Source organism: uncultured Parabacteroides sp. (assembly GCF_905196875.1).
Classification (GTDB): Bacteria; Bacteroidota; Bacteroidia; order Bacteroidales; family Tannerellaceae; genus Parabacteroides.
In genome coordinates, this window is sequence record NZ_CAJJWO010000015.1 from 50,381 (window position 1) to 71,270 (window position 20,890).

General features: G+C 43.6%; 14 protein-coding genes. 9 read left to right on the forward strand and 5 right to left on the reverse strand.

The features are described 5' to 3' along the window. The first annotated feature begins 50 nt into the window (after positions 1-50). A complete protein-coding gene (locus tag QZ076_RS07555; protein WP_293711943.1) occupies positions 51-2,411 on the forward strand; it encodes an ABC transporter permease in 2,361 nt (786 codons plus the stop codon). Positions 2,412-2,520: 109 nt separating this feature from the next. Further along, a complete protein-coding gene (locus tag QZ076_RS07560; protein WP_293711945.1) occupies positions 2,521-3,813 on the forward strand; it encodes a hypothetical protein in 1,293 nt (430 codons plus the stop codon). 127 nt (positions 3,814-3,940) lie between these two features. On the opposite strand, the gene QZ076_RS07565 is transcribed toward QZ076_RS07560, so the two are convergent. Next, complete coding sequence (locus QZ076_RS07565; RefSeq protein ID WP_293711948.1) at positions 3,941-6,415, reverse strand: prolyl oligopeptidase family serine peptidase; 2,475 nt, start codon at positions 6,413-6,415, stop codon at positions 3,941-3,943. Positions 6,416-6,720: 305 nt separating this feature from the next. Here QZ076_RS07565 and QZ076_RS07570 point away from each other — a divergent pair, with 305 nt between their 5' ends. Continuing rightward, the gene (locus tag QZ076_RS07570) at positions 6,721-6,999 is read left to right on the forward strand and encodes an HU family DNA-binding protein (protein ID WP_293711951.1); all 279 of its coding nucleotides are present in this window, start codon (positions 6,721-6,723) and stop codon (positions 6,997-6,999) included. A 52-nt stretch (positions 7,000-7,051) separates the two neighbouring features. On the opposite strand, the gene QZ076_RS07575 is transcribed toward QZ076_RS07570, so the two are convergent. From QZ076_RS07575 to QZ076_RS07590, 4 genes are all read right to left on the reverse strand, one after another. Continuing rightward, positions 7,052-7,903 carry an AraC family transcriptional regulator gene (locus QZ076_RS07575; protein WP_293711954.1) on the reverse strand — a complete coding sequence of 284 codons (852 nt, stop codon included), beginning with the start codon at positions 7,901-7,903 and terminating at the stop codon, positions 7,052-7,054. A 123-nt stretch (positions 7,904-8,026) separates the two neighbouring features. Beyond that, positions 8,027-9,889 (reverse strand): ATP-binding protein, encoded by a 1,863-nt coding sequence (locus QZ076_RS07580; RefSeq protein WP_293711957.1) that lies wholly within the window; start codon positions 9,887-9,889, stop codon positions 8,027-8,029. 81 nt (positions 9,890-9,970) lie between these two features. Then, positions 9,971-12,292 carry a glycoside hydrolase family 20 protein gene (locus tag QZ076_RS07585; protein ID WP_293711960.1) on the reverse strand — a complete coding sequence of 774 codons (2,322 nt, stop codon included), beginning with the start codon at positions 12,290-12,292 and terminating at the stop codon, positions 9,971-9,973. 125 nt (positions 12,293-12,417) lie between these two features. Next, positions 12,418-13,248 (reverse strand): MBL fold metallo-hydrolase, encoded by an 831-nt coding sequence (locus QZ076_RS07590; protein ID WP_293711963.1) that lies wholly within the window; start codon positions 13,246-13,248, stop codon positions 12,418-12,420. 95 nt (positions 13,249-13,343) lie between these two features. Between QZ076_RS07590 and QZ076_RS07595 the strand changes: the two genes are divergently transcribed. From QZ076_RS07595 to QZ076_RS07620, 6 genes are all read left to right on the forward strand, one after another. Next, positions 13,344-14,264: a Mur ligase family protein gene (locus QZ076_RS07595; RefSeq protein ID WP_293711966.1), complete on the forward strand. Its 921-nt coding sequence runs from the start codon at positions 13,344-13,346 to the stop codon at positions 14,262-14,264. Positions 14,265-14,266: 2 nt separating this feature from the next. After that, the gene (locus tag QZ076_RS07600) at positions 14,267-14,815 is read left to right on the forward strand and encodes a DUF4924 family protein (protein ID WP_075558956.1); all 549 of its coding nucleotides are present in this window, start codon (positions 14,267-14,269) and stop codon (positions 14,813-14,815) included. 4 nt (positions 14,816-14,819) lie between these two features. Continuing rightward, complete coding sequence (rfbD, locus tag QZ076_RS07605; protein ID WP_293711971.1) at positions 14,820-15,686, forward strand: dTDP-4-dehydrorhamnose reductase; 867 nt, start codon at positions 14,820-14,822, stop codon at positions 15,684-15,686. 17 nt (positions 15,687-15,703) lie between these two features. Beyond that, positions 15,704-16,291, forward strand: coding sequence for an RNA polymerase sigma-70 factor (locus QZ076_RS07610; RefSeq protein WP_293711974.1), 588 nt, complete (start codon positions 15,704-15,706; stop codon positions 16,289-16,291). 75 nt (positions 16,292-16,366) lie between these two features. Further along, the gene (locus QZ076_RS07615; protein ID WP_293711977.1) at positions 16,367-17,347 is read left to right on the forward strand and encodes a FecR domain-containing protein; all 981 of its coding nucleotides are present in this window, start codon (positions 16,367-16,369) and stop codon (positions 17,345-17,347) included. Positions 17,348-17,460: 113 nt separating this feature from the next. After that, the gene (locus QZ076_RS07620; protein WP_365324972.1) at positions 17,461-20,877 is read left to right on the forward strand and encodes a TonB-dependent receptor; all 3,417 of its coding nucleotides are present in this window, start codon (positions 17,461-17,463) and stop codon (positions 20,875-20,877) included. Positions 20,878-20,890: the final 13 nt, after the last annotated feature.

Genomic DNA, 20,890 nt, shown 5'->3' on the forward strand with positions numbered 1-20,890 from the left:
TTTTAATATAAATCATCAATATTTGTCAATCAATAGCATCATATCGTATAATGAAAACTATCATCCGAAACTTCCTGAGTGTACTGAGACGCTTTAAGATGGCTGCAGCCTTGAACGTTGCAGGTTTGGCTGTCGCTTTCGCAGCCTTTATCGTTATCCTGATACAGGTTAACTTCGAACGTAATTTCGACCGTTGTTATCCTACTTCCGGACGCATATTCAGGGTAGACCTGAATACGCCGGGTACATTCGGAACTATTCTGCCCCGCGGATTTATCGAAGCAATTATCCCGTCTTCCCCTCATATCGAAGCGGGTACTTTGGTGACACCCAATTTCGGTCAGGGCGGGGCTTATCTGTCGGTAGAAAAGAACGGTGAACGTTCCGGTTTTAAAGAGATCGTGACCACTTGTCACCCTACCTTGCCGAAAATGTTTGGCTTTACGATCCTCGAAGGCGATCCCGATTGTCTGAAAGATCCCGAAAAGGTAATCATCCCGGAAAGCCTGGCTATGAAATTGTTTGGTGAAGGCTCCGCGGTGGGTAAGCCTCTGCTGGCTGAAGAAACGCTCTGGACTAAAAGTGCAACCAACCTGACTGTCGGCGCCGTTTATAAGGATCTTCCGGCAAATACCCAGTTGCGTAACGTTATTTATACCGCTATCGATCCGAGTTATAATGTCGATAACTTCGAAGCCAGCAACTGGGTTTGCTATTTGTTGCTCGATGATCCCGCTACGGCCGACGATGTGGCTGACAACTTCAACAAACATTTTGATTTCAAAAAGATAGGGAAGGAAGAACAAAGCATCAGCCTCGTTCCCCTTACCGGTATTTATTACAGGAATGAGACGCAGGACGGCGGTACGTTTCGTAGCGGCAACAAAGAGGTCAGCGGACTGCTTTTCGGAATAGCCCTGCTGATCATTATCGTTGCTGCCATCAATTTTACCAATTTCAGTACGGCGCTGACACCATTACGTATCAAGAGTATCAATACCCAGAAGGTGTTGGGCAGTTCGGATGCATTGTTGCGGAGGGCTTTGTTGTCGGAGGCGGCTATTATCAGTCTGGTGGCCTGGCTGGTGAGTTTGTTTATTGTCTGGGGACTGGGTTCAACGGATGCTTTACCCTTTGTGGAGGCGAATCTGGATTTACAAGCTAACTGGCCGGTTCTCCTTCTCTCCGGTGCGGTTGCTTTGCTAACCGGCTTGATAGCCGGAGTTTATCCTTCTTATTATATCACATCCTTCCCGCCGGCCCTGGTGCTGAAAGGTAGTTTCGGATTGTCTCCTTCCGGGAAAAATTTGCGTACGGCTCTGATCGGTATCCAGTTTGTGGTGTCCATCGTTTTGATTATCGGTTCCAGCTTCGTTCGTTTGCAGAACAATTATATGCGCGGCTTCTCCCTGGGTTTCGACAAAGACCAGGTGGCGATCGTCGAACTGAACAGAACTTTGTATAATAAACACCATGAAACTTATGTCAACCGTTTGAAAGAATTCTCCGGAATAGAGGATGTAGCTTTCGCAATGGAGAAAGTGGCTGCTAAAGACGGATATAATACGAACGGAGCAAATTATAAAGGGAATGAGTTCAGCTACTTCCTTATTATGTGCTCTTCCAATTTTCTGGATGTGATGGGGATTCCTGTTCAGGAGGGACGTAATTTCTCTAAAGCGGACGAATTGTCGGACGAGATGTCCGTTATCTTTAATAAGTCGGCCCATGTAAATATGGATATGCAAGCTGGTGATTGGCTTTATGAAAAGATGGGGCGCATGATCGGTTTTTCAGATGAGGTGAAGTTCACGTCGCTTCGCAACGGGGATAATAACATCGCATTTGCCGTGGGCAACTTCGGCTATCCGATGCCTGTTTCTTACATCCGTTTTAAGGCCGGTTCCGATATTCGTGCGGGTGTGGATCATGTTCGTAACATCCTGAAAGATCTCGATCCGTCGTATCCGTTCAATATCGAGTTCTACGACCAGATATTCGATCAACTGTATCGTCAGGAAGAAAACCTTCGCAGCCTGGTGACTATTTTCAGTATTCTGGCAATCATAATCTCTCTGGTAGGCGTGTTCGGCCTGGTTGTTTTCGATACGCAATATCGACGGAAGGAGATCGGTATCCGTAAGGTACACGGTGCTACGGTCGGTGAGATACTGGCGATGTTTAATAAGGCTTACCTGAAGATTGTAGCGATCTGTTTCGTGATCGCAGCTCCGATCGCCTGGTTCGGTGTGAAGAAATGGCTGGAGAGTTTCTCTTATAAAACACCGGTTTATTGGTGGGTATTCCTGATTGCTTTGTTGATTGTGGCTGGGATAACCCTGCTGACTGTTACTTTCCAGAACTGGAAAGCGGCGAATGCGAATCCGGTGAACAGTATTAAATCGGAATAAAGATAATTCTAGGATATGTTGTAAGAAAGCTTCTAATTCATCGGATAAACAGAATGCTTTTTGTACTTTCGCCGAGACAAAAGTATTTAACTCTATAAATCTGTACATTATGTCAATGCATGAAATAGAAAGTCTGGTGGAATGTTCTGTTATGACAGTGGCGAACGCCTCTCCTGTCCCTTCGCAGGCTCGAAGTATTTGTTTCAGCCTTTATGCACTTCAGAATCAATTTGATTGTGGATATACTGTTTTGCGTGTCAAAGATGAACTGGAAAAGCTTGGTTATCTCTATCTTTTGCCGCCGGAGCAATTACCCGAACCGGAGCGAAGTTCCGCCAGTATCGATTCATCTTCCGGTCGGTGTTGTGTTACCACAGGATCGGTGTTGTGGAAGAAACTACTGGATCAGGGTATCCTTCCGGAGTCAGCAAATACGGAGCTGAAAGAACTCTACCTGATGGAATTGGCAGAAATCATTATCCCACTGGCGGCGAAGGCACTTGCCGAAGGAAATGACACCGCTGCCGATACATTGGGACTCTGGTATGCCCTTTTTCCCCTGCTGTGTATGGCGTCGGGATACGACGACGACGATCATCCCGAACAGGAGAGGATACAGGCGTTGCTCGAATTAATGGCTGTTCCCGAGGCTTTTAAAGCGGCAGAGGCGTTTTGCCGGGATATGGATTTCGATGACTTCGATGAGGATGAGATGTCTTTTCTTTCCGACTGGGGGACTCCATATAAAGAATGGAAGAAAAAGACGGATACTTCATACCCGGATTTTTGTAAACGTATGATCAACGAATCGATTGTAAAGGCTGATTTCGCAGAAGCAAATAAATATGCTTCTTACCTGAAAAACGGATCTGAATTTGACAGGGTTTTCTATCCTTGTGCGGTTGCTTTGAAGTATTACAAATGGGTGAGAGAAAGTGGAATAAAAGTTCCGCTTTTGAATGATATCCTCTCCTTGGATGAGGCGAAAGAGGGGCTTGAACAGCTGATAAACTTACCGATATCTCCTGATGAGTTGCTGGCTTGCCGAATGTGCCTGTTCTCGATTTTGTTTTTGCAAGGTGAATATGCAGCGGCAGTCAAATGGATGAATTGTACACATATCGATGCATTGACCAATATAAATCAAATCCCGGAAGAGAGTGAGAAGCAGATGGCGTATGCCCTCTTGGTTGTAAACTATTATAAGTTGCTGGATCATTCTATTCCCGATAGTTTCTCAGGAAAAGTGGAACTGATAAAACAGGAAGCACTGAAAGATATGGATATCCGTAAAACTCGCAAAGTACTCAGTGATGCAGTTTCTGCAATCCCGGAAAGTACCAAAGAATGGCAACAAGGCATTTCTTTTTGCGATCAGGTGATAGAAAAATACGATTTATAAATTAATCTGTTGCATCGTGCCTCGATGTAACGTTGCATCACCTATCGATGCAACGTTGCACTGCGTGTCGATGCAGCGTTGCATTACACCCCGATGCAGTGTTGCGTCGGGGTGTGACGCAAATTCTTTACAAACTCTTCTGCGGATAGAGTGCCTCCCACCATTCCGGTTGCTCTTTCAGGTATTTGGCGAACCAGGCGTAGATAGTGTTGTTCCATTCTGCCCGTTTCTTATAATCGAATATCTGATGATTTTGTCCGTTTACCTGGATAAAGGCAGTTTCCTTGCCGAGTAATTTCAGGGCGGTAAACATCTGGATACTTTCTCCGACAGGCACATTCGTATCGACGGAACCGTGCAGGAACAGGATCGGGGTGTTGATCTTATCGGCATGGAACAACGGACTTTGTTCCACGTAGATATCCCGGGCATTCCAGGGGTAGCTGTTAGCCGTTGCCAGCGAACTGTATGAATATCCCCAGTAACCTTCTCCCCAATAACTTGTAATGTCACTAATACCGGCATGTGAGATAGCTGCGGCGAACAGGTCCGTTTTCGTTTGCAGGTACTGTGTCATAAATCCTCCGTAAGAGGCTCCGATACAACCGATCTTCTTGGCATCGACGAAGTTATGTTCTGCACAGAACTTCTTTGTACCTTCGATGATTTCGTCACCAGTGCGTTTCCCCCAGGCATTGACGTGGCGTGCAGAGAACTCCTGTCCGAAACCGGTTGCCCCGCTGGGCTGGATGATGTAAACGATGTATCCTAAAGCAGCATATGCATGCGACGGATAACGGTTTTCCAACGAACGTTCTGTCGGGCTTGTACCGCCGTAATAGTTTACGATCAGCGGATATTTCTTTTTCGGGTCGAAATGAGGGGGCAGGTAATAACGTCCGTAGATGGTATCGCCGGCAGCAGCCTGGAAGTTCCAGTCGTGTACCTCGCCCAGTGTGACATCTTTCAATATAGTTTCCGACAGGTCTTTCAGGCAGACGGTCGTATTCTTTTTCAGATTTACAGAGTAGAGGCGTTGCGAGTTGGAAGCGCTTTCGCCGAAATAAACCAGTTCAGGAGCCGACTCAGCCAGGGTGAAATCAGAAAGGATCTCTTCTTTCAACGGAACCGGATTGATCTTTCCATTTGACGGATTGAGAACATACAGGCGGACACAATCTTTATCTTCGCCCTGGAGATAGATTTGCTTGTCGTTACTGTTCCAGGTGAAAGACTGGATGGACGGATCAAAGTCTTTGCTTACGGGAGATATTTCTTTGCTTTTCGGGTCGTAAATGAATAATTGCCCGTCGGCAGTATTGGAGGTTTGTCCCGGTGCAATCTTCAATCCGATACCGTTGAAGGCTTCTCCTGAGCCTTCGATTGCCAACAGTTTTCCGTCGGGAGAGAAACCGGCGCGACCGATAAAGGCGTCTTTCAGTAATGCCTCGGTTTGCATGGTCTGCAAATCCATGCGGTAGAGTGTGTTGATGCTGAACGGACGCTGGGTCAGGGTGCGCTCACTGCTGCTGAAGAGGATATAACGGCCGTCTTTCGATATATCGTTGAGGAGGGTGGAGTTGTATCCATAGGTCAGGCGTTCGAACAGGCCGGTCGCTAGGTCGTACTTATGAAGGAAAGAACGGTTACGCCAGCCGGGTTGACGGTCGTCGGGGACTAGTATTTCTTCCATATCCTTGTCTTTCTTCGGCCCTTCTTCTGAAACGGTGAAGATCAGGTAGTCTTCGGTCGGGGCGAACACGAACCAGCCCTCGGGCAGGTTACGGGAAAGGATGGTTTCTGTCTGGGTGGCGGGATCGACCGTTACCAGTTCTTTACCTTCCATTCCTTCTCGGGTATAATACAGGCGGTTGCTTTTAGGCATCCAATTGTAGTCGTTATTATAGCTTTCGATTACGACCTGTCCGGTGGCCCTGTCGGTAACTTGCTGGTACGACTGAGTTTTACCGCCGGGGTGGGTGGTCTGGTAAGCGGTCAGCAAATATTTACCGTTGGGCGAAAGGCTTACCGAACGGAAACGGGTTCCGTCGAATACCTCGCTGATGGTGTATCGTTTTTCCGGGTTGGTAGTGGCTGTCACCACCGCTTCGTCTTCCGTGTTGAATGTGACTTTTAGTGACTCCGCTTTATCTTTTTCAGTTAGGCATTTGATGATAACTTCATACCGATGGGGTTCGAGTGTCAATTTGATTTTTCCGTCATCAACTGTTTGCTTTTCATTATTTATATAAACTTCATAAGTCTCAGGACCTTTTATTTCTAAAATACCTTTTACATATCGGTCGCTGTTCAGATAAAAAGAGGAAAGTTCGACTTGCCAAGGATAAGAGGCTGGTATCTTTTTTTCGTAACTTTCGGTATTTAGTATTTGTGTGCTTTGACGAACATTATTGAAAGGTATAACTGTTTTCAATAACTCTTTTTCTGTATATCTTTTACTGTTAACGTCAAGGCTGTCATTCAGGAACGGCCTATTGACTTCATATGGTCCTGCATATCTGAAAGAATTGATCACCAATTCTTTAGCGTAAAGATTGCAGCATGTGCAGATAGTCGCTAGAAATAATATATTCTTTTTCATAATAAATTGAGTTTTATGAGAGACAAAGGTATTTATTTAAAATTACATGCTTACCTTCAAAGAAACGAAAAAGACTGTAATTGATTATAGTTTTTATGATATGCCGATTTTCAACCATCTTTGTTCTTTTACCCCAGATAAAATGTAACTGTTGAAATATTCAATATTTTGAATGTTTTATACAAGGATGTTTGATGAATTTTAATGTTCTATATTTCATATTTTTGCGGTGATATTTTAAAGTAGTATAAAGTGGCAAGTAAGAGATCGAGTTATTATTTTATTAATTTAAAAACAGCAAGAAAATGGACAAGAAAAATTTTATTAATGCAGTTGCAAATGAATCGGGAGAAAATAAGGAGACTGTACGTAGAGTGGTAGATGCTTCATTAGCAATTATGACGCATGTCTTAAAGGCTAAAGATGAGGTGACTTTTGTAGGTTTTGGACGACTTTATACGATAGAGCAGACTGCCCGTTTGGCTCGTAACCCACAGACTGGTACTCCGGTAATGATTACTCCCCGGACTTCAGCTCGTTTTAGACCCGGAAAGTTCTTATTGGACGATTTGAATAAAAAGTAACAACAGAGCATATTTTCGACATTGCAATGAAAGGTAGCAGAATTTATTTCAGTTACCTTTTACCGTTTTTTCTGATATCGCTGGGAGTTTCTCCGAATACATTTTTGCAATAGCGATTGAAATGCGATGCATCAGAGAATTCGAATTCTCTCATGATATCGGCAATACTTTTATCACTTGTCTTTAAGCTGTGTAATATGTGTTTGGATTTTTGTTTTATCATCCATTGATATGGACTCATTCCGAAATGAGCTTTGAATTTGCGGTTGAATGTGTTTACGTTTAATCCTGATAAGTCAACAAACTCTTTAACTCCTTTCATCTTTAGATAATTTTCCATGATGAATAATTCGAAATCATGGTTATATTTGATTATGGGTAGGAAGAACTCAATGATATCCTCATGGGGATAATAAATTCTGAATAGCATTGCTAATTCTCTTTGTTTTGTTTCATATAGTTGAGGACAGTTTATTCCATCTTGGAGATATTTCTTGATAGTATGTAGGAACTCTAATAAACGCGGTTTAATCTTAAGCTTTCCGAATTTCTCTTCAGTGTTAAGCCAACTCCCTCCGTGTTGTTTCAGTGAAACTGTGTCACAATAGTTATTGCCATCGTTACCAAATACAACGATAGCTGTTGTATTTTCTTTTGTTTCCCATGCACAGTGAGCAGAAATGGGTAACAGACATATTTCTTTTGTACGAAAAGTGGTATTAGCGAGTTCATTACATGAAATTGTGACCTCCCCGCTTAAAACGAATATTAATGTATAGGCTTTTTCGCAGGTAAATCCAGTACGTGCGCCTTTTTTACTATCGATATATTTGAATTCCACTTTTTTAGAATGAGTGCATTGCTTGCATTCTATGTTTGTATCAAGATAATTTTTACATTTCATACTCAGATTGATGTTAACTGTTTTATATTATGAAAATCTGAAATTATAAGGCCTTATGCTGAATAATAAACAATTCATAATTTAATTAGGTTTAGTTGTTTTTTATTGGATGTGGTGAGTTAATCAAACTATTTTAATGGTAAACCAGAATAAAGTTCCTGCCCCTTCTTCCGACTCCACCTTGATTTCTCCACCGAGCTTTTCTACAATGGTCTTACAGATGGAAAGTCCTAATCCCGTACCTTGCTGAAAATTGTTCAGTTTGACGAAACGGCCAAATACCGATCCTACCTTGTCCGCCGGAATGCCGCAGCCAGTATCTTGTACGTAGAAGCGTAGCATATGGCCTTCCCTCCGGTAACCGAAACGGATACTTCCCCGGGTGGTGAACTTCATGGCATTGTTTAATAGGTTGGTAATAACCTGGGTTAGGCGGTTACGCTCTGTATGGATGACGCATTGTGGCAAACGTTCTTCGAAAGAGATCTGAACCTCCGGGTATTTGTTGCGGAGTTGGCAGCTTTGTTCTATTTCCGTTAATAAGCTGTTCAGGTCTACATCCGAATAGGTGAATTCGAGAGTTCCGGCCTCTATCTTGGAGAGGTCGAGTATGTCGTTGATAAGTTGAAGCAATAGTTGGTTGTTGTTTTCAATGATCCTTGCGAACTCCTGCCGCTCTTCCAAGGTATCTTCATTGGCCAGGAGGGTGGAGAAGCCTACGATGGCATTCAGTGGGGTACGTATCTCGTGGCTCATATTAGCCAGGAAAGCCGATTTGAGGCGGTTGGCTTCTTCCGCTTTTTCACGTTCGCGTATTTCTTGTTTCATCCGCCAGTAAAAGCGGAGTCTCATGACAAGGATGGCGACTACGGCACAGATCAGTGCTATTATACTGATTATAGCCAGCTTGTTACGATCGTAGAAACTGGGTGGACGTTGGTAGTAGACGGCGTTGCCCGGATAGAGGTGGCTGTCGGTATTGTGCATTTTCAGGTGCCGATAGTTCAGGTATGTATGTGCCGTTCCTCCTGTGTGCGGCTGGATATCATGGGCAGGAGTGCCTTCGAGTATTTTTTCTAAGGTATGGATCGTTTCGTGACTGTAGTCCGATAGTGAGATGTAATGTCCTCCGGCAAAGTTACCGTCTTCCACCTGCTGGTCGGCAATGGTGAATACCGGGTAATGGGAGAAGCCGTAGACGATCCGTTGTATATTGTCGTTCAGGTAGTTTCTTTGATCCTGGAGTTGTTTGGAGAACCAGGAGTAATACAGTATGCCGGTATCTTTGTTGTAGCGGGAGATCGTGTCGAGTAATTGTTCGGTGGAGATACGGGTCGTGGTGAGAAGATGTAGTTTCAGGAAAGGGTAATGATCGGCTATGGCCTGTTCCACTTCCTGTTGGGCGCACAGGCTGATATAACGATTGTCGGATATGAATGCTATATTTTTGATTTCGGGCTGTATACGCTGCATCAGTTCGAGTGTTTCTTTGATATAGAAGGTCTGGTATAGGGCTGTTACATTATAGCCTTTCATGATCCGGTAGGCAGGGACAAGCATTTCGGGGGATATGTTCCGTGAAAGGAGGTCCTCTATGCTGGCCGGCATTAGTTCACGTGAATAGCAGATCAGGACGGGAACATCTTTCCACTCGTTGTCGAATAAGGGACGACATACCACCCATCCGGGATCACCCATAAAGACAACGACTTTGGGACGTTGGGGAAATTTCTTTAGTAAAGAGTTTCTTGTAATACCGGCTTCCTCTGTGTTTGCAATGGTCGGGACCATCAGCTCCTCCGTTTCGACTGCATATTGTGATCCCTTGAAATGCTCGTAAATGGCTTGATAGGCGCCGTTTGTCCAGGCTTCATCGAAGTTGACAGAGTTGAGAACAAGAATGTATTCCTGCTTGCCTTGATCTTTCGCGCTTACTAGTGTGAAGAGGCTGAGTAAAAGGCTTAGTATTATGACTGTTTTTCGCATAAAGCCTGTATAGATTAAAAAACCGGTTAAAGTCCTACGTCCGGAAGTAGGTCTTTAACCGGCTCTTTCTTTTTGTGTACCCTATTGAATAATTATTTCGTCTACAAACAGGTAAGCCGGATTACCCGCGCCACCATGCCATGCCGGCAACTTATCGCTTTTGATGATTACTTCCACATAGCGTGCTTTTACCGGGGCAAAAGTAATTTCCTGCGGATAGATACCATCTTTGTCGGTTTGTTTTAATGAAGGGATCACCTTGGAGGCTACTTCTTTGAAGTTCTGGCCGTCCTCGGATACCTTTACCGTTACTCCGGCTGCTCCCATGATCCAGTCGCCTTTTACGACATTAGTGTTGAAGCCTACCTTGCTGATTTCAACCGGTTGTTTCAGGTCGATCGCAGCGTCGAGGTCTTTTCCCTGGAAGCCCAGCCAGCGGCCGGTCTTATAGTTTGTGTCGCCAGTCAGACCGTCTGTCAGTTCGATACCGCCGTTGAAGTCGTATCCTTTGCTTGGAGCGACACGCAAGGTAACAGGTTTCGCTGTCGATTTGCTGAAGTTGATCTTTTCAGAGAATACGCGGCTGTTGCCGGAAGGACGTACGACAACTGCTTTTATCGTTCCGTCTTCCTTTATTTTGACAGGAGCTTCATATTTGTTGCTTGCACTGGTCGGTTCGCTGCCATCCAGTGTGTAGTAGATGTCACCCTCTCCCATTGTGGACAGCTTTACAACGATCTCACCGTTTTCCGTATCGGTGGTGAATTCGGCGTGGATGTCGAAGATGTTCTTAGCATAGTTGTAACCCAGGCGGTCGTATAATTTAGTCATACGAACCAGGCGAGGCAGGAAGCTCTGGTATTCTTTCTTGCTCGGGTCAGTCCACTGCACTTCGGCCAGGGCTGCCATACGCGGCATTACCATATATTCCACCTGTGAAAAGCTCGGGATGTATTCAGTCCACAGGTTAGCCTGTACACCGATCACATATTTCTTGTATTCGTCCGGGATACCGGCAGTCGGTTCCAATGAATAAACCCGTTCCAGCGGCAGGTAACCTCCGATTGCCAACGGTTCATTTTCTGTGTCGGTCGACTGGTAGTAATCGAAATACAAATAGGTATTTGGAGTCATGATCACATTGTGGTTCTGTTTGGCAGCTTCGATACCGCCGTCTACACCACGCCAGCTCATCACGGTTGCATTCGGAGCCAGTCCGCCTTCCAGAATTTCATCCCAACCGATGATGTGACGGCCTTTGCTTTCCACGAATTTCTCCATACGCGAGATTACATAGCTTTGCAGATATTCTTCCGCACTGTGTTTATTGTCTCCCTTGATACCTTCCGCTTTGATACGGGCCTGGCATTTCGGACAGGTTTTCCAGCGTACTTTCGGACATTCGTCACCGCCGATATGGATATATTCGGAAGGGAAGAGGTCGATCACTTCCGATAATACATCTTCCAGGAAGCCCATTGCTTTGTCGTTACCGGCACAGATCACGTCGTCGGAGATACCCCATTGTGTCCATACTTCATACGGACCGCCTGTACAACCCAAGTCCGGGTAAGCGGCCAGTGCAGCCTGCTGGTGACCAGGTAGGTCGATTTCAGGAATGATCGTGATGAAACGTTCTTTGGCGTAAGCGATTACGTCGCGGATTTCGTCCTGTGTGTAGAAACCACCGTACGGTTTGCCGTCATATTCGCCGGAGTTACGTCCGATCACAGTTTCTTTACGTTGGGAACCGATGGTAGTCAGTTCCGGATATTTCTTGATCTCGATACGCCATCCCTGATCGTCTGTCAGATGCCAATGTAGCGTATTCATATTGTGTAAAGCCAATATGTCGATAAACTTCTTGACAGAATCGGCCGGGAAAAAGTGACGCGATACATCCAGGTGCATGCCACGATAGACAAAGCGGGGATAATCGTTGATCGTCACGGCCGGAAGTTCGATGTTCATCCCTTCAGCCACTGCCGGGATCGATTTGCGCAATGTTTGTACGCCGTAGAATACGCCGGCTTCGGTAGCACCTGCCAGTTCGATACCTTCGGGAGTTACCGTCAGGCGATATCCCTCAGGGTTGGAGATGCTTTTGTCGATAGAGAGGTTGATAGGTTTAGCACTTTTGTCGGTTACTACTTTCGGTGCGTAGCCGGTTGCTTCTTTAATATAGGAAGCCAGGAACTCGCCAGCTTGTTTCAGTAAGTCATTCCCTTCCGGGTAGCTGATAGAAGTAGAAGGCGTTAAAATAAAAGGAGTCCCGTTTGTCAGGGAGACATCCTGCGGCAGGGGAATGATTTCATAATCACCGGTAGCGACTTTACCGTCGGAACAGGCTACCATTCCTGCAAAAGCTGCGAAAAGCAGCGCGTACTTGCTTAGTTTATTCATGCGTCATTAAAAGTTATAAATGATAATGTCTTTTTTAGATTGTTTTATATTCCGTCAGAGATTGCGTTCAAAGATAAGAATTTATTTCATATGTGTAATAATCAGGCAGTAAAGGACGTAAATTATTATAAATCTATCACTTTGTCTTTTTTGAAGAAGTTGCTTACTTTCTTTACGGTGCTGCATTTAGTGTAGGCGTCATGGCAATAGATCAGTACCTGTCCTTCGCGGGCTGCTTCTTCGAGCATACGAATCTTTTCCTGGTAAGAGGTGACCGGATAGGTGTCGTAGGCTGATATCCACTCAGGTGAGACGCTCGCTGCAAGGGGGATTACGTCTCCGGTAAAGACAAAAGTCTGTTCGGAAGTCGTAATGTAAGGGACCAGCTGTCCGGGCGTGTGACCATCGAAGATACGAAGTTTGATGCCGGTACATAGCTCCATATCGGTGTCGATAAGGCGTAACAGTCCTCTATCTGCAACAGCCTGCATATTTTCCATAAAATAAGAGTCTTTTTCCAGCGGGTTCGGATGCAGGAAGTTTTCCCATTGTCTGCGGCTGACCCAGTGGACGGCATTTGGAAATGACGGATATAACTCGCCGGTCTCCTTATTCTTTCGGGTGGTATAACCACAATGGTCGAAATGAAGGTGGGTGAGTACGACGTCTGTTACCTGTTCCGGAGAAATACCTTTTTTCCGTAATTCATCTTCCAGATCGGCCAGGTCGAAGAAGTTGTAATAGCTGAGTTGGCTGAGATGTTTGTCGCCTGCACCGTTGTCGACAAGGACTACTTTTTCAGGAGCCTTTGATATTAGTAGGCTTCTCATCGAGAGGATGCAACCATTCGTCTCGTTACTCGGATAACGCCGGCTCCAGGCTGTCTTCGGAATGGCTCCGAACATAGCTCCTCCATCTGCGTAAAAACATCCTGTGTCTATTATTTGTATCTCCATTTCACTTTTTTTGTGTCAAATATAAGCAAGTTTTTTCTATCTACGATACGTCGAAGCTTGATGAAATTGTGTACATTTGCGCCAAAATCTAAGCGATGCGAAAAGTTCATTTAATCTCCGTAACCGAACCTCTTGTGCTTGACCTGGCTTTGGCTATTCATGAGAAGGGATATGAAGTGAGCGTTTCCGGCGACGGTATAACAGAGGATGTAGTTGCAAGGCTTCGTGCTGCCGGTTGTACTTGTCATGGAAACGGTTGGTTTCCGGAGAGATTAATAAAGGATAGTAATTTTGTCGTTCTGGGTGCAACTGTCAAACAAGACAATCCGGAGCTGATAAAGGCAAAAGAATTAGGATTACTTATTCTCTCAATTCCTGAATTCATATTTCAGCGTACTAAAGAGAAAACACGGGTAGTTGTAGCGGGAAGCCGCGGAAAGAAATCAATTATCTCGATGATCGTTTGTGCCCTTCAGCGGCAGAAGCTAGCTTTCGATTATGCCCTGACAAGTGAAGTTCCTCTGCTGTCTAACCGGGTACGGATGAGTTATGAAGCACGCATTGCCCTGATTGAAGGTGACGAGCATGTTACTTCGGCATTGGAAAAACGTTTCCAGCTGGAGTTCTACCGTCCGCATATCGCTATACTGACCAATTTGTCGTGGACACCGGACACCGACCATCCTACGGCGGATGCCTACTACGATACCTTCCGTAACTTCACCACCCTGATCGAACGCGAAGGTAAATTGATCTATTTCGAAGGCGACCGTATTGTAAAGCAGTTGGCTGAGGAGGTACGTGAAGACATCACCGCCATTCCGTATGCAGAACATGCCGTGATCGAGAAAGACGGAGCAACCTTCTTGCAGACCCGTTACGGTGACTTTCCGATACGGATCCCCGACAGTTATTTCCTGACAAATCTGAACGCTGCCCGTCTGGCTTGCCGCCAGTTAGGTGTTAAAGATGCCGATTTTTATCGGGCGTTATCCGAATATAGTGTATCTTTGTAGCTATGATTATAGCAAAACAGAAAAGAAAAGAAAATATAGCCGAGTATTTGTTATACATGTGGCAGGTGGAAGACCTGATACGTGCCAATCATTTTGATATCGACTCTATCCGCCGTACGGTCATTTCCCAATACGACCAGCCGGATGAAGTAAAGGAAGAGATCGCTGCCTGGTATGAGGAACTAATCGAAATGATGCGTAGTGAAGGCGTAATGGAAAAGGGACACATCCAGTTAAATAAGAATGTGATTATCACCTTGACCGACCTGCATCTGCGGCTGCTTAAATCTACAAAAGAAATGATTTACGGGGCGGCCTACTATAAAACGCTCCCATATATAGTTCAGCTCCGGGCTAAATCCGGAGGAGAAGAGTTGCCTGAACTGGAAACATGCTTTAATGCGATCTATGGTTTTCTGCTTCTGCGGATGCAGGGAAAGCCGGTAAGCCCGGAAACACAGGAAGCGATCAAGCAGATCAGTTCTTTCCTGGCGCTTCTTGCCGAGAAGTATCGTGAGGATATGAACGGAGAACTGAAATTAGAAGATTAAAAACATGAAAACAATTTTAGTAACAGGTGCCAACGGACAGCTGGGTAATTCTATTCGTGTGCTGTCCGGACAATATCCGCAATACAATTTCTTGTTTACGGATGTCGATACGTTGGATATAACAGATCCGGCAGCAGTAAAAGCTGCAGTAAAAGATAATCAGGTAAACTATATTATAAATTGTGCCGCTTACACAGCGGTAGATAAGGCGGAAGATAATGAAGAGCTCTGCCGTCGATTGAACAGCTTTGCCGTATGTGTACTGGGTGAAGCGGCCCGTGAAGCCGGAGCAAAGATGATCCATGTCTCTACCGACTACGTATTCAGTGGTACGGGTTATCGTCCATACAAGGAAACCGACGGTACACGTCCGGTGTCTGTCTATGGTCGTACCAAACTGGCCGGTGAAGAAGGGTTGATGGAAGTTTGCCCTGATGCGGTAATTATCCGTACAGCCTGGCTGTATTCTGAGTTCGGAAGTAATTTTGTAAAGACAGTGCTCCGTCTGGGTAAGGAAAGGGATGAACTGGGTTTTGTGTTCGACCAAATAGGGACACCCACCTATGCCGGAGATTTGGCTGCTATGATCCTTTCCGTGGTTACTGCCGATGAGAAAGGAGCCTTTGTTCCGGGTATCTACCATTATTCGAATGAAGGTGTTTGCAGCTGGTACGACTTTACCGTGAAAATCTTGCAAATAGCCGGAATAGATTGCCGTATCCGTCCTATTGAAACAAAAGATTATCCGACAAAGGCTGTACGTCCCCCTTATAGCGTATTGAATAAAAGTAAGATAAAAGAAACATATAAAATTGTAATACCTCATTGGGAAACAAGCCTTCGTATTTGCATGAAAAAGCTAATGATATGAAATTGTTAATTTAAAATTTGAAGAACCTATCGTTTGATATAGAAAAAGTAAGACAAGGTGATTGGGCTTCCTTTCACCGACTTTTCAAGGTGCTCTATCCACGTTTGATCACTTTGGCCTCCCGGTTTGTGGATGAGTGCACGGCGGAGGATTTGGTACAGAATGTATTTTTATTTTATTGGGAGAGAAAAGAAACGATTGATATAAATGATATAAAATCTTTTTTATATAAATGTACTCAAAATAGTTGTCTGGATCATTTAAAACATCAAATGGTTGTAGAGGAATATGAACGGAAAGTACGTATTGGCGAAGCTCGTTTACTTTGGATGGAAGAACATTCTGATGAGAATGAAGTAATGAAATCTGTTATTAACCAGGATTTGCAGGATATAATTAATGAATCGATTGACAAACTCTCTCCCAAATGTGCAAAGGTTTTCCGATTATGTTATTTTGAAGATATGAGTCATAAGGCTATTGCCGATACAATGGGACTTTCTACCCGTACTGTGGAATGGCATATTCGTCAAGCTATCATATTTCTCCGAAAGGATTTACATCGCCTTTTTATACTCATCTTGTGTTTTTCAACATATAAGTAAAAAAAACGGAAAAATTTCCCCGTAGTTTTCTCTTGCTTAATCTTCGTTTATATATAAGCGATAATTTTGAGCAAGATGAATGAAGAACAAATCATAAAATATTTAAAAGGTCAGTCTACTCCAGGCGAATCAGAAAAGATAGAGAATTGGATATTGGAAGGTAAAGAGAATGCCGATATCTTTTTTGAAATCGAACGACTTTGGATGTTGAAACGCGAAGCGATTATTGTCCGTTCCAGCCGGATTGAAACAGCTTATCATCGTCTGAGCAACTTATTGCGACCGAAATCACAAAAGTATAAATTATTTGGTCCCCGCTATTGGAAGTATGCAGCGGTAGCTTTACTCGCTTTATTAATCACGATTGATATTTTTTATGATCGTACCACGATTCCTGATTCGGCAAATATGGTTGAAGTTCCTAAAGGTCAACGTGTGAACCTGGTTTTATCAGATGGAACGAAAGTATGTCTGAATTCAAATAGCCGTTTACATTATCCAGCTGTTTTTTCAGGTAAACAACGTCATGTGGAGTTGGAAGGAGAAGCTTTTTTTGAAGTCACGCACGATGAAAAATGTCCATTTGTTGTACAAGTTCCGGACATGACGATCAAAGTGTTAGGTACTACTTTCAATGTAAAAGCTTATCAGAATGAAGTCACGTATGTTACATTGGAATCAGGAAAAGTGGAAGTCCGAACAGCCGATGAGCGGGAATCAGTAATGTTAAATCCCAGTGAACAAGTTTCTTACTCAAAACAAATGGGATTGAAATTGCATCGTGTGAACGGCAATGCCTTTTATGCATGGAAATCTGGTGAAATTGCTTATGTCGATAATTCTCTTTCAGAGATAGTAAAAGATTTGGAGCGTCGTTTCGATGTTCGAATAAGAATAGAAGGACAAGGACTTGCTGAGAGAAAGTTCTCTTTACGCGTAGAGAATAATGCTACTTTATCTCAAATTCTCACTTTATTAAAAGGAACTCGCCAACTTGATTTCAACCTAAATGGCGGGCAAGTAATAATTTATAAAAACGAATTGCCTATGGAATAAAACGAATATAAATAAAGAACCGAAAATGCTCCCAACACTTCCGGTTCAGAAACGATTAATCAAATAAATTTTTAATAACCTGAATTTATTACTAACTAATCATTTACAAATGTATGGATTATATTATGAAAAGTTTGCTTCGATGTGAGAGATTTTCATCGTGGCAAAGAAAAAGTTTATCTATTATGAGATGTCTGCTCTTATTTGTTCTCTTTGGTACTCTACCAGTTTTTGCTGAAATCACATATTCGCAATCTACTCGTTTCTCATTAGATATGGAAAACACGACGGTGCAGGAAGTGCTTTCTGCTATTGAACAGAAAAGCCTGTATTATTTCACTTATAATACGGAACAGATTGATGTACATCGTAAAGTATCGGTAAGCGTAAACGATAAAAATATAAAAGATGTACTGGGACAATTATTCTATGGTGAAGATGTTAAATACGACATCGACGATAAGCATATTGTCTTGTATAAAGGTTCAAGTCGGAACATCGCTTTAATGAAATCTCAGCAAATGCGTAAGATAACAGGAACGGTTAAAGATAGCGGAGGAGAGCCTATTATCGGAGCTAATATTGTCGAAAAAGGAACGAGTAACGGCACAATTTCTGATATAAACGGACATTTTTCCCTGGAAATATCGAGTAATGGCAGCTTGCTAATTTCTTATATAGGCTATATCCAACAGAAAGTAACTCCGGGGAAAAATAATACATTAGATGTAGTCTTGGCAGAAGATACAAAAAAGCTGGATGAAGTTGTAGTTATTGGTTATGGAACACAGAAAAAATCCGATGTTTCCGGCTCTGTAACAACTGTCTCCGGTGAAAAGCTGGCAAATTTACCTACGGCAGGAGCAGCTGATGCCCTACAAGGGATGGCACCGGGGTTGTCAGTCAATTTTGGAACAGGTGCTCCGGGAAGCGATCCTACTATTACGGTACGCGGTATGACATCCTGGGGCTCAAGTAACGAGCCTCTGATAGTTATTGATGGAGTTCCTGGAGATATGTCTTTTCTGAACCCGGAAGATATTAAATCGATGACTGTTCTCAAAGATGCGGCTACAGCCGCGATTTATGGAGCGCGTGCAGCTGCTGGTGTAATTCTGATCGAAACGAATCGTGGAGGGAAACAGGAACCAAAGATCTCGGTTTCCGTCTATTTGGGAATGGATGACCTACCTAAACGAATGGAAGTTTGTAATTCAGAAGAGTTTATAAAAGTGCGTAAGATGGCTTTGACTAATGCCGGTTTACCTCAAAGCCGTTGGCCTAAATATATTGCTGCATACGGGGAAAATCCCGGTCAGTTTGCCGATACGGACTGGCAGAAGGAATACTACCGTCGAGGTCTGACTCAAAAATATAATTTAGGATATACTGCCGGGAATGAAATAATGAATGTTGCCTTGTCTGGTTTTTATTCTTCAACGGATGGTATTATTGTCGGCACAGATTCGGAAAAATTTGGTTTCCGCTTGAATTCCGATATCAAACGTGGTAAGTTCAGAATGGGTGAATCTATCAGCTACGGTCGTAAAACTACGACTCCTGAAGCTGATACCGGTTTTCCGGGTATGTACCAGACTACGAATATCGAACCTTTGGTTTCGGTTTACGATCCGGATAACGAAGGTGGTTATGGTGGAGCAATACCTGGTATGGGGATGTCGGATGCGGCAAATCCGGTTGCTTTTAATAATCTGATCAAAACAACTAAGGCAAATGATTACATCTCAGCTTCGGCTTACATCCAGTATGAACCGATAAAAGATCTGATCGTTAAATTCCAGGCAGGACGTAATATAAACTTTTATCACTATAAGTCATTTACACCAACCTATTATGTAGGAGCCAGCAAGGTAAATAAAATAGCCTCTTTATATGAAGAAAGAAGTAAGCGGACAGAAGATTTGTTGGAATTGACAGCCAATTATAATAAAACCTTTGCCGAAAAGCATAGCTTGCAGGCGTTGTTGGGTATTTCTCAGGAGGAAAACAAGTATGAAGACCAATCGGGATCTACCTCTCAGTTTGAGAACAATGATATGCAATACCTACAACACGGACAAACCAATTTTGCCGTGGGCGGAGGATATAATCGTTATGCGTTGCGTTCGGCTTTCGGTCGTGTTAGTTATAATTATGACTATCGTTATATGGCGATGATCTCGGCTCGCTATGATGGTTCTTCCCGTTTTGGAGAAGGTAATAAATGGGGATTTTTCCCATCTGCTTCTCTGGGTTGGAATATTGCGAATGAAGGATTTTGGGAGAAGATGAAAGAGACTGTATCAACCTTCAAACTGCGTTTGAGTTATGGGGCTCTCGGCAATCAATCGATTGGTAATTATAAATATATACCTCGCCTTACTTCCAATACGAACGATCTGAATTATCCTTTCGGCGGTAATGCGATCAGTATGGGATATGCTGTTATCGGTTTACCTTCCACGCATATTAAATGGGAAACAACATTATATAAAAATATTGGTATCGACCTTGGATTCTGGAACAACAAACTTGAATTCTCGGCTGAAGCTTATATCAAAAATACCAAAGATATGCTATCGTCTAAAAATATCAGTACATGCACAGGCTTTGGCAGTCTTATTGTAAATGAGGGACGCTTACGGACAACCGGTTTCGAGATGCAGGCAATCTATCATGGAAGTGTAGGGCGTAAATTCAAATATGATCTGGATCTGAACGTTTCACATTATAAAAGTGTCCTGAAAGAAATGTCGGATCCCGGTTATCTCGATGAGTATGGCCCGGCACGAACTTATGTTGGTGGTGAGATCGGTGAGTTTTGGGTGTTGAAGACCGATGGTATTTTCCAGAGTCAACAAGAAGTGGATGATTGGAATGCCCTGCATGGATCAAAAGATGCTGCCGGTAACTGGATTCCTTTACAACCGGCAGCTGCACCTGGCGATATACGTTTTATCGATCAGAACGGAGATGGAAAGCTGGATTCGAACGATAAAGTAAAAGTAGGTAGTGGCAGCCCGAAAGCAATTGTCGGCTTCAATGTAAATCTGCGTTACGGTGACTTCGACCTGGTGGCAAACTTCTATGGAAATTTCGGTGTGAAACGCTACAATTATATGAAACGTCAGCTACAGCGTATGGATAAAGTTTTCAATTATGGTAAAGATGCTTTGAATGCATGGACACCTGAAAATCCGAATACAGATATCCCACGTGCGGTTGTAGGCGATCCAAACGGAAATATCCAGACATCGGACCGTTTTGTTGAGAATGGTAATTTTCTGCGTCTGAATAATTTGCAGATAGGTTACAATATGCCGGCAAAAGTATGCAATTCTCTACATATTAGTAATCTTCGTGTATACCTTGCTGCCAATCGTTTATTCACGATCACTGGGTATAAAGGATACGATCCGGCTACTGGGGCGACGTCTAATAGCGATACCGGAACTACTTATATGGGGATAGACGATGCTTTGTATCCTTTGAGTCGTTCTTATATGATCGGTTTGAAATTTGGTTTTTAATCATTAAAGAAGA